Source organism: Streptosporangium sp. NPDC051023, from assembly GCF_040689595.1.
Taxonomy (GTDB): domain Bacteria; phylum Actinomycetota; class Actinomycetes; order Streptosporangiales; family Streptosporangiaceae; genus Streptosporangium.
The window spans coordinates 103,301-113,314 of record NZ_JBFBCE010000028.1 but is presented as its reverse complement, the minus strand read 5'-3'; the positions used below and the strand labels follow the sequence as shown (position 1 = coordinate 113,314).

Here is a 10,014-nt window from a genome sequence, read left to right as displayed (position 1 = left end):
CCGCGAGACCACCAAACCTGCCGACCTGGGCGAATGCTACGGCGCCGTGTCCACGGAGCGCTCCTCGCTCGGCGAGGTCGAACGCGGGCTGTTGCACCGCACCAATTAGACGACGGCATATGAAACTGAGTCCCCTGACTATGGATCATCTCAGCCGATGCGGCTTGGCTTAGTGTCATGACAGAAGACACGCAGAAGTTGGAAGCGGACACCACGTTGGTCGTGGGCGGCACCGGCAAGACCGGTCGCCGGGTGGTCGCCCGGCTCAACGCGCGTGGCCTGCCGGTGCAGGTCGGTTCACGCTCGGGCGAACCGCCGTTCGACTGGAACGATCGGAACACCTGGGAACCCGCCCTGGAGGGCATCGGCGCGGTGTACGTCACCTACCAGCCGGACCTGGCGTTCCCCGGGGCGGCAGAGACGGTCGCCGCGTTCTCCGAACTCGCCGTCCGCTGCGGGGTCCACCGGCTCGTCCTGCTGTCCGGGAGGGGCGAGGAGGGCGCCCTGGCCGGAGAGGACGCGGTGCGGAACGCCGGCGCCGACTGGACGATCGTGCGGGCGAGCTGGTTCAACCAGAACTTCAGCGAAAACCTTCTGCTCGAATCCGTGCTCCGCGGCGAGATCGTGCTGCCGGCCGGCGACGTGGCCGAACCGTTCGTCGACGCGGACGACATCGCCGATGTCGTGGTCGCGGCGCTGACCGACGGGCGGCACGCAGGACAGACCTATGAGGTGACCGGCCCCCGGCTGCTGACCTTCGACGACGTGGCCATCGAGATCGGCAAGGCCACCGGCAGGGACGTCCGCTACGTGCCCGTCACCATGGAGCAGTACATCACGCTGCTCCAGGAGAACGGCCAGCCGACGGAGATCGTCGAGCTGTTCGCCCAGGTCCTCGACGGCCGCAACGCCCACCTGTCCGACGGTGTGCGGCGCGCGCTGGGCCGCGAGGCCAAGGACTTCGGCGACTACGCGCGGGACACCGCCGCCACCGGGGTCTGGGCCGTCTGAGAGCCGCCGACCCGCAGACGAAAGCAACCGGAGGGGACGTCATCGGCATGTCGCAGCTGCTCGTGATCCTGCCGGTCGGCACAGGTGCCGGCCGGGCCAAGGCGCCGGTGCCCGCAGGACCGGCCCGGACCGACGCCGCACCTTCGGCACGGGAGGTGTACCGCCGATGAGCGTCCCGACGTCGAGTGAGAACAGCCTCCACGGCATGCCCGACCATCTCTGTGCCTTCGCCCTGATGCACGTGGCCATGCGCCGCGACGCCCGCAGACTGGGCAAGGCCGCACCGGCCCTGGATCCGGCGATGTACGGCCGGGTGGGGGCCTGGTGGCGCCAGGTGCGCGACGTGATCGACTGGCATCACCGCAGCGAGGACGACGTGGTCTGGCCCGCGCTGCGGCGCCGCGTGCGCGGGTTCGCGGCCAGTGAGAAGGTGATGAACCACGACCATGTGGCGCTCGACCAGGCCATGGAGGCGGTCTCGGCGGCGCTCGGGTCCAACGGCGACCGCGCGGCCCTGGTGTCGGCGTCCGCCTGGTTCGACGACCTCATCCGCGAACACCTCCGTCTGGAGGAGGCGGTCGTGTTCCCCATCTTCAGCGGCGACCTCACCGTGGATGAATACCTCTCCATCGAAAGAAGGGTGCTCGCGAGCGCCTCGGCCGGGATCCTGACGTTCCTGCTTCCATGGATGCTGGACCAGGCCGACAGGACCACGGCGGCGAAGGTGAACGCCACCATCCCGCCGCCGATCCGCCTGTTCGGCGGCACGCTGCTGCGCTGGCGCTACGACCACTCGTGGCGGTGGTGGTGACATCGGTCCGGCGTCGGCGGGGTACATGTCCCGCCTGGACAGCGGCATCCACCCCCAGACGTCCCCGACCCAGCCGCGATCGCGCTCAAGTGGAGAACCGTGATTTCAGACGCTCGCCGTACTACGTGTTCCTCCCGGAGGCCCGCACGGGCTTCTGTTGTTCCGCCGCCGGGTCGCACTCGGGACAGTGTCGAGTTAGGACATTCATGCACTCCGTGAACGCCCCTGTAAAAATCGACCGTTATGCCACCGAACGTCTGCCCCAGGACTCGCCGCGCAGGGCCATGCCGGACCGGGCCCCCGCGGAAGCGCTCCTGCCCGCGTCGAGGCACGGCATCGTCCTGTCGTGCCGCAGGCTGCGCCACAGCTTCGGCGACCGAGTGGTGATCGACGACGTCTCCTTCGACGTGTTCGCGGGCCAGGCGTACGGTCTGACCGGCCCGTACGGATCCGGCAAGACCACCGCCGTCCGCATCGCCTGTGGTCTCATGACGGCCGACCGTGGCAGCGTGCTGCTGGAGGGCCGTCCGATCGACCAGATCGACGGCCCCTCACTGAGAAGATCGGTGAGCTACATGGCGCAGAACACGGCCGCGTTCCCCTCGCTCACCGTGGTCGAGACGGTGCGGTTCTGGGCCCGGCTCGTCGGGCTCCCCCGTGCCGTTTCCGATGACCGTACGGCCGAGGTCCTCGCCACGGCCGGCATCGAAGGCCACGGTGCCACCCCGGTCGACCGGTGTTCGGGCGGCGTGCTGCGCGAGCTGAGCCTCGCCGTCGCGCTGCTCCACCGGCCTCGGCTGCTCGTGCTCGACGAGCCCACCCTCGGGATCGACGGTCAGAGCAAGGAGCGCCTGCTCACCACGCTGATCCGCTTGCGTGACGCGGGAACGGCCATGCTGTACGCCAGCCGCGACGCCGCCGAGGTGCGGCTGTTGTGCAACCGCTTCGGCCTCCTCGACCGGCGCCGGCCCGCCGAGGGACATCGGGCAAGCCACTGCGCGTCGTCGGCGCCGGTCGCCTGACATCCCATGACATCCGAGCCTTTGACGAACCTTGAAGGAAGATCCCAGTGAACTACACTCGTGAAGCCGTCGGCGGGCATCCCCGGATGAGCGGCCCGCGGCGCCCCCCGGTTCCGTGGTGGGCCGCTCCACTGCTCTGGCTCGGCATGGTGTCCATGGGACTCATGGCCGGCCTGTTCTACGCCTTCGCGGTGTCGGTGATGCCCGGCCTCGCCCGTACCGACGACCGCACCTTCGTGTTCGCCATGCAGCGGATCAACCAGGCCATCGAGAACCCCGCGTTCGCCACGACGTTCTTCGGCGCGTTCCTGTTCACCGGGGCCTCCGCCTTCGTGCAGTACCGCCTCGGCATGCGGGCCGCGGCCCGGTGGGTCGTGGCGGGACTGGTCCTGTACGTCGTGGCCCTCGCGATCACGATGGGCGTCAACGTCCCCCTCAACGAGAGGCTGGCGAGCGCCGGAGACCCCTCGAAGATCGCCGATCTCGCCGCGGTCCGCGAAAGCTTCGAGGGAGTGTGGGTCACGACCAACACCGTCCGCGCCCTGGCCTGCACCCTGGCCCTGGGCTGCCTGGGTCGCGCGCTGACCCTGCACGGCCGGGACGAGGTCAGATAAACGCGGTCGCGCCGAGAGGCCGGTGCCGCCCCGAACGGCACCGGAGGGGCCGGTGTGACCGGCCCCTCCTGGAGGTCCCTCTGACCGGCGGCCGGGGATCAGCTGGAAAGCGCCGCGACCTGCGGCTGACCGGCGGCCCGCGATCCTTCGACGCTGCTCCTGCGGTGCTCCTGCGGGCTGATCCCGCGCACCCGCTTGAAGGCGGCGCTGAGCGCGAAGGAACTGCTGTACCCCACACGCCTGGCCACCGTACCTATCGTCACGTCCGGCTCGCAGAGCAGGTCGGCGGCCAGCGCGAGTCGCCAGCCGGTGAGGTAGCTCATCGGCGGTTCACCGACCAGCTCGGTGAACCGGCGGGCGAGGCCCGCGCGGGAGACGCCGGTCCTGGCGGCCAGCTCCGCCACGGTCCACGGGCGGGCGGGTTCACCGTGCAGCATCCGCAGAGCGGAGCCGACGACAGGATCGTGCTGTGCCCGGTACCACGCGGGGGCACCGGCTCCCGGGCTGGCGAGCCACGACCGCAGGACCTTGACCAGGATCAGGTCGAGAATACGATCGAGCACCAGCTCCTGTCCTGGCTCGGACCTGCCGATCTCCTCGCCGAGCAGCAAGATGAGCGAGTCGTCCCCCGGCCCGATCGTCCTGACCAGCACGGGCGGCAGCGCGGTGAGCAGCCGTCGGCCGATCTCACTGTGCATTTGGTAGGTACCGCTCAGCATGACCGCCGCGCCATCCGGGCTGTCGCCCCAGGTGCGCACGCCCAGGTTCATCGTCTCCCCGAGGCCCTCTCCCCGCAGGGTGGTGCAGCGCTGCCCGGGGTGGATCACGATGTGGGGCGCAGTGTCCGGCGCGTCGGCGATCGTGTACGCATCCGGCCCGCGCATGATCGCGACGTCTCCCGGACGCAGCCGTGCCGGCTCACCGTTGCCCGGCATGATCCACGCGTCTCCGTGGACCATCGTCGCCAGCGAGAGCGGCGCCCGATCCTCGATGCGCAGCGACCACGGCGGGTTCAGGATCGACCGGAGCAGGAACGCGCCGCGCGCTCGCGGGCTCTCCAGCATTCCCGTCAGCGTCTCATCCGTCAGAGTGCCCATAGGCCTAATTTTAGACGCTGCAACATGAATTTGTTGATTCTAATATGGAAAGTCTCATCGGTAGGGCGTTATTGTGTAAAGCCGGTGATCTTGTCGGAAAGAGAAGATTGGTGCCATCGGAGATGCTGCACAACCTGTCGCTAGTGCTCGCCACGATCACCACGGGACTGATCGCGGGCCTGTTCTGGGGCTTCTCCATCTCTGTGATGATCGCGCTGCGCGGGGTCGACGACCGGACGTTCATCGAGGTGATGCAGCGGATCAACGCGGCGATCCAGAACGGCCCGTTCGCCGCCGCCTTCCTCGGCGCGCCCCTGTTCACCATCGTGGTCATCGTGCTGGATCTGCTCGGAGGCCGGGGGCTCTCGGTCCCGGTCACGGCCGGATTCGTGCTGTACGCGGTGTCGCTCGCCATGACGTTCGGGCGCAACATACCGCTCAACAACCAGCTCGACGCAGCCGGCAGGGCCGGCCGCGTCGCCGATCCGGCGGCGGCGCGCAAGCGCTTCGAGGCGGCCTGGAACCGCTGGAACCTCCTGCGCGCGCTCGCATCCATCGCCGCGTTCGGCTGCCTGTGCTGGGCCCTGCTCTTGACCCCCGCCGCGTAGCGACCTCAGTGGAAGGCGTAGCCGCCGTCCGGGAAGAGCGTCGATCCGGTCATGTACCCGTTGGTGAACAGGAAGACGACCGTGTCGGCCACCTCCTCCTCGGTGCCGAGCCGGTGCAGCAGCGTGTCCCTGCGGTACTGGGCGAACGCCGCCTCCCGCATCTCCTCCGGGCGCTGCGACCACAGGTTGCCGTCGATGGTCCCGGGGGAGACGACGTTGACGCGCACCGGGGCGAGCTCAACCGCGAGCCCGCGGCCGAGCCCCTCGATCGCGGCGTTGCACGCCACGTAGGCGGGCGCCGCGACCGGCGGGCGCACGCTGGCCGCCCCGGACATCAGCACCACCGAGCCGTCGGCGGCGAGTTTGGGCGCCGCGTACTTGACCGCGTGGTACTGACCCCAGAACTTCGAGGTGAACGGGCTTTCCGCCTCCTCGTCGGTGAGCTTGAGCATGGGCCCCACCTGGTAGGAGGCGGCCGGGGTGAACAGGTGATCGATCCGGTCGAGGTCGTGGAAGAAAGCGGCGAGGGAGCCCCTGTCGGTGTTGTCGACCACCCGCCAGGTCGCCGCGGCGCCCAGCTCGGAGGCGGCGGCGGCCAGTTTCCTCTCGGTCCGCCCGCCGAGGACCACGCGGGCGCCTTGGGCGAGCACGCGGCGGGCGACCTGAAGGCCTGTGCCCGAGCCGCCTCCGACGATGACGACGGTACGGCCGCTCAAGTCCTTGGTCATGTGTTCTCCTCGATGGTCGAGCTCGTGATGGGTGTGCGGTGACGGGAAAGACAGGACACCGCGGTCAGCTCCCGCCCCGTGTGGCCGACAGCTCGACGGGCACGTAGTCGTGGTCGTACCCGAAATAACCGGGTCCGGCGAGGGCCAGGCCCTCGGCCGTGCGCCAGCGGGGGTCGCAGGGCGCGCCGACGACGCTGACCCGGAACCCGTACCGCAGACCCTCGGTCGTGACCGGCTCGCCGCCGTCCGTCTCCAGCACGCAGATCAGGTCGGGAACGCCTGCGACGACCCGGCCGTCGAGCCGGGCAACCAGGTTCTCGTTCTGGAACTCCAGCTCCAGGGCGCTGTCACCATACGCCCCGGTGCCGGTCAGCCGGGCGGTGCCGTACGCGAATCCGCCGGAGGTACGCCGCACCACGTCGACGACCTTGCCGGTGAACAGCAGCCGGCCGCCCAGGACGCCGACGGCCGCGGCGACCGGGTCGCGGCGGCCGCGCGCCTCCCGCACGGTCCGGCCGAGCCGCTCGACGAGGGTCAGTGTGCCGGGCACCAGGGCGTCGCGCAGCTGCGAGCCGCGCAGGATGTACTGCGCGGTCATCGCGCTGCACCCCATCTCCACCGCGATCGACCTGGCGAACCGCTCGGCGTAGCGGTTGTCGGCCGTACGCAGCAGGGAGGTGTTGCCCTTCTCGTCGGCGAGCACCAGCGGGCAGGTGGAGACCCCGGCCAGCGTGGGCAGCACCATCTGCAACTCCGGGAAGGCACGGCCCATGCCGTCGGCGTCCAGGAGCGGCAGGCCGGTCTCGGCGGCGGCCACGATCGGGATCGTCGAGTTGACCCCGCCCGCCTCGATGCACGCCAGGTGGGTGATCTCCCGCCCGAGGACCTCCTGCAGCGCGCGCAGCGCCGTGTGGATCTCCTCTCCGCTGGGCGGCTTCTCCACCATCACCGTGGGCGCGCCCATCATCGCCACCGGCACCACGACCGCGTCGTCGGCCACGTCGTCGATGTCGACCAGCGTCACCGGACCGTGCCGCAGGATCGCCTGCTCGGCCAGCAAGCGCCCGATGTAGGGGTCGCCGCCACCGCCCGCGCCGAGGATCGCGGCGCCGCGGGCGATGTCCGCCATCCGATCCGCTGTGATCTGCCGCACGGTCATCTCTCATCACCTTTCATCCGCCGCCGTGCGGTGGCCCGCAGGACGGTCATATGTGCTCTCCCAGCTGGAGCTCCCCGACGGCCTTGACCCGGACGCGCACGGCGTTGCCCGGCAGGTAGGCCAGTGGGACCTCGTCCACCTCGACGATCCGCACGCTGCCCGGCCTGGCGCCGGCCGCGACGGCCGCGTCGGCGGCCTCCGATTTGGCCTGGTCGAGCACCTGGTCGCGGTCCTGCGAGCCGATCGCGAAGATCCGGTCGACTTCCCCACCGACCTGGGCGATCGCGGCGCCGATGGCGTTGGCGACCGCGAAGTGGTCGGGTCGGTGCACCCGGTCGAATCCGGGCAGCGAGCCGGGGACGAGAATCGACCCGCCTCCCACGATCACCACCGGGATCGGCTCGGGAGAGGTCCGGATCCGGTCGACGACCTCGCCGATGTCGCGGGCCATCCGGTCGAGCGCGCCGGTGACGAGGGCTGGGGCGAGGTGGCGGACCAGGGAGGGGTCGCCGATGTCGGCGTACCCCGCGGCGACCGCGATGTCCGTCGCGGTGAGGGTGTCGCCGCCGAAGACCAGCGCCCGCTTGGTCAGCTCGTGCCCGACGCTGTCGGGTCCCACGCCCTCCTCGCGCACCACGCTGCCGCCGCCGACACCGATCGACAGCACGTCGGGCATCCGGAAGTTGCTCCGCACCCCGCCGAAGTCGACCTCGTTCGCGGCCTCGCGAGGGAACCCGCCGGTCAGCACGCCGACGTCGGTGGTGGTTCCCCCGATGTCGACCACCGCGCAGTCGGCCAGACCGGACAGCAGCGCCGCGCCGCGCATCGAGTTGGTCGGTCCCGAGGCGAACGTCGCGACCGGGTATTTCCTGGTGTACTCGACGTCCATCAGCGTGCCGTCGTTCTGGGAGAGGTACAGCGGCGCGCGGATGCCGACCGTGGCGAGCGCCTCGGCGAAGGCGTCCACGATGGTGTCGGCGAGGTCGCGCAGGCAGGCGTTGACGATCGTCGCGTTCTCCCGTTCCAGCAGGCCGATCCGGCCGATCTGGTGGGAGAGGCTGATGTGAACGTCCGGCAGCGCCGCAGCGACGATCTCGGCGGCGCGCAGCTCGAAGTCGGCGCTGACCGGCGAGAACACCGAGGAGATGGCCACCGAGCGCACACCGGCCGCGCCGATCTCCTCGGCCGCCCGTTTGATCTCGTCGGGACGCAGTTCCGAGATGGTTCGGCCGTCGAACTCGTTGCCGCCGTGGCACAGGTACGCGCGGCCGCCGATCGCGGTCTTCAGGCGTTCCGGCCAGTCCACCATCGGCGGCAGCGCCTTGGTCGCGGGCAGTCCCAGCCGGATGGCGGCGGTCGGCGCGAGACGGCTTCCCTCCACGATCGCGTTGGTGAAATGCGTCGTGCCGATCATGACGGCCTGGATCTCGGCGGGCGTGAACCCGGCGGCCTCGCTCAGGCCCCGGAGCGCCGTGACGACACCACCGGTCACGTTGTCCGTCGTGGAGGTCTTGATTTCGGCCAGTACCGTGGTCCCGTCCATGAGGACGGCGTCGGTGTTGGTGCCTCCGACATCGATTCCGATGCGCACGTTCACTGTTTCCTTTCCGTTTCACTGCCAACACCCCGGGTGAGGCCGAGCTTGCCGGCGAACGCGTAGCCGGCGAACGCGAAGACCAGGGAGTTCAGGGCGGGGATGCCCCAGGTGACGTACTTGCCGACCAGGAAGGCGGCCAGCCACAGCACCAGGGAGGCCGGCACCCAGGCGGGCGCCCGGTCCGGCACCGCGTCGCCCGCGGCGTCCAGGACGGGTCTCCAGCGCCGTACGACGAAGTACTCGGCGATCATGATTCCCGCGACGGGCGGCAGGGCCACACCCAGCACGATCAGGAAGTCCGTGAAGTGGCCGAGGATGCCGGCCGCGGCCAGCAGGGTTCCTGCGACGCCGAGCACCACCGTGACGAGCGCGCGGTCCACCCGGCGCCCGGTCAGCGTGTCGATGATGTTGACGAAGCCGAGCGAGGAGGAATACAGGTTCCAGTCGTTGATCTTCAAGGTGCTCGCGACGAGGATGATCACGCCGATCGTGCCGCTGGTCGACACGACGATGGAGACCACGTTCCCGGTCCTCAGGGCGTGCGCGAGCAGGACGCCGATGAGACCGATGACGTATTCGCCCAGCGTGATCCCGACGACGGTCTGCTTGATCACATCGGCGATGCCGCGGTTGTAGCGGGTCATGTCCGGCGTGATGACCGCGCCGGCGATGAAGCTGCCGGCCACGAGGGTCGTGGCCGCCGTCATGCTCAACGACGGGCCGGGCGCGGGCGAGGAGACCAGTGTGCCGAGGGAGTGGCGTGAGAGCTCGGAGGCGATCGACCACCCGGCCAGCGCGATGAACAGCGGAACCGTCACGTACGCCGTCCATCGCATGCCGCCGATCCCGCCCACGACAATGAGGGTGACGAACACGCCCGCGATCAGCGTCCACACCCACAGCGGCGGGCCGCCGAGCAGGGAGTGCAGGCCTTCGGCGAAGACCGCGTTCTGGATCCCGAACCAGCCGACAAGGCTGATCGCGATGGTCAGGGAGATGAGGGCCGCGCCGTATCTGCCGAAGCCCGTCCAGCGGGCGAGCACCGAGGTGGACATACCCTCGCGGACCCCGATCACCCCCACCACGATCGCGACGATTTCCAGGATCGCCGCGCCCAGGGTGATGGCGCCTACCGCCTCCCAGAACGACATGCCCATGCCGAGCGTGGCGCCGAGCATGAACTGGGGAAGCGCCGAGAGCTGCCCGAAGCGCTGGGTGGCAATAGAGAACCAGTGATGGCGGGCGTTCTGCGGCACACGGTGCAGGGCGTAGTCGTCGTTGCCGATCACCGCCTCTTTCGTGGGGACTTCCGCGGAGTCAGCAGATGTCATGGTGGCCTCCGGAGCGGGGGGTGTGTGGCGTTGAAT

General features: G+C 69.8%; 10 protein-coding genes. 5 read left to right on the top strand and 5 right to left on the bottom strand.

Annotated features, from left to right (window positions below):
* Positions 1 to 177 precede the first annotated feature (177 nt).
* The 4 genes from AB0395_RS20215 (at position 178) to AB0395_RS20200 (ending at position 3,458) form a co-directional block, all read left to right on the top strand.
* Positions 178 to 1,011 (top strand): NAD(P)H-binding protein, encoded by an 834-nt coding sequence (locus AB0395_RS20215; RefSeq protein ID WP_366282575.1) that lies wholly within the window; start codon positions 178 to 180, stop codon positions 1,009 to 1,011.
* Between the two features lie 166 nt (positions 1,012 to 1,177).
* Positions 1,178 to 1,822, top strand: a complete 645-nt coding sequence (locus tag AB0395_RS20210) for a hemerythrin domain-containing protein (RefSeq protein ID WP_366282573.1) — start codon at positions 1,178 to 1,180, stop codon at positions 1,820 to 1,822.
* 215 nt (positions 1,823 to 2,037) lie between these two features.
* Complete coding sequence (locus AB0395_RS20205; protein WP_366282571.1) at positions 2,038 to 2,844, top strand: ABC transporter ATP-binding protein; 807 nt, start codon at positions 2,038 to 2,040, stop codon at positions 2,842 to 2,844.
* A gap of 47 nt (positions 2,845 to 2,891) precedes the next feature.
* Positions 2,892 to 3,458, top strand: a complete 567-nt coding sequence (locus AB0395_RS20200) for an anthrone oxygenase family protein (RefSeq protein WP_366282569.1) — start codon at positions 2,892 to 2,894, stop codon at positions 3,456 to 3,458.
* 98 nt (positions 3,459 to 3,556) lie between these two features.
* Here AB0395_RS20200 and AB0395_RS20195 read toward each other — a convergent pair whose 3' ends face one another.
* The gene (locus AB0395_RS20195; protein ID WP_366282567.1) at positions 3,557 to 4,555 is read right to left on the bottom strand and encodes an AraC family transcriptional regulator; all 999 of its coding nucleotides are present in this window, start codon (positions 4,553 to 4,555) and stop codon (positions 3,557 to 3,559) included.
* Between the two features lie 110 nt (positions 4,556 to 4,665).
* Here AB0395_RS20195 and AB0395_RS20190 point away from each other — a divergent pair, with 110 nt between their 5' ends.
* Positions 4,666 to 5,163 carry an anthrone oxygenase family protein gene (locus AB0395_RS20190; protein WP_366282566.1) on the top strand — a complete coding sequence of 166 codons (498 nt, stop codon included), beginning with the start codon at positions 4,666 to 4,668 and terminating at the stop codon, positions 5,161 to 5,163.
* 5 nt (positions 5,164 to 5,168) lie between these two features.
* Here AB0395_RS20190 and AB0395_RS20185 read toward each other — a convergent pair whose 3' ends face one another.
* From AB0395_RS20185 to AB0395_RS20170, 4 genes are all read right to left on the bottom strand, one after another.
* Positions 5,169 to 5,891 carry an SDR family oxidoreductase gene (locus tag AB0395_RS20185; protein ID WP_366282564.1) on the bottom strand — a complete coding sequence of 241 codons (723 nt, stop codon included), beginning with the start codon at positions 5,889 to 5,891 and terminating at the stop codon, positions 5,169 to 5,171.
* 64 nt (positions 5,892 to 5,955) lie between these two features.
* The gene (locus tag AB0395_RS20180) at positions 5,956 to 7,050 is read right to left on the bottom strand and encodes a DUF917 domain-containing protein (protein WP_366282563.1); all 1,095 of its coding nucleotides are present in this window, start codon (positions 7,048 to 7,050) and stop codon (positions 5,956 to 5,958) included.
* Between the two features lie 46 nt (positions 7,051 to 7,096).
* On the bottom strand, positions 7,097 to 8,641 hold the full coding sequence (locus tag AB0395_RS20175; RefSeq protein ID WP_366282561.1) for a hydantoinase/oxoprolinase family protein: 1,545 nt from the start codon (positions 8,639 to 8,641) through the stop codon (positions 7,097 to 7,099).
* Positions 8,642 to 8,643: 2 nt separating this feature from the next.
* Positions 8,644 to 9,978: a cytosine permease gene (locus AB0395_RS20170; protein WP_366282560.1), complete on the bottom strand. Its 1,335-nt coding sequence runs from the start codon at positions 9,976 to 9,978 to the stop codon at positions 8,644 to 8,646.
* Positions 9,979 to 10,014 lie beyond the last annotated feature (36 nt).

Excerpts from the sequence above, each read along its gene's own strand:
- AB0395_RS20215 (WP_366282575.1), top strand. The coding sequence starts at position 178 with ATGACAGAAGACACGCAGAAGTTGGAAGCGGACACCACGTTGGTCGTG.
- AB0395_RS20210 (WP_366282573.1), top strand. The coding sequence starts at position 1,178 with ATGAGCGTCCCGACGTCGAGTGAGAACAGCCTCCACGGCATGCCCGAC.
- AB0395_RS20195 (WP_366282567.1), bottom strand. The coding sequence starts at position 4,555 with ATGGGCACTCTGACGGATGAGACGCTGACGGGAATGCTGGAGAGCCCG.
- AB0395_RS20185 (WP_366282564.1), bottom strand. The coding sequence starts at position 5,891 with ATGACCAAGGACTTGAGCGGCCGTACCGTCGTCATCGTCGGAGGCGGC.
- AB0395_RS20180 (WP_366282563.1), bottom strand. The coding sequence starts at position 7,050 with ATGACCGTGCGGCAGATCACAGCGGATCGGATGGCGGACATCGCCCGC.
- AB0395_RS20170 (WP_366282560.1), bottom strand. The coding sequence starts at position 9,978 with ATGACATCTGCTGACTCCGCGGAAGTCCCCACGAAAGAGGCGGTGATC.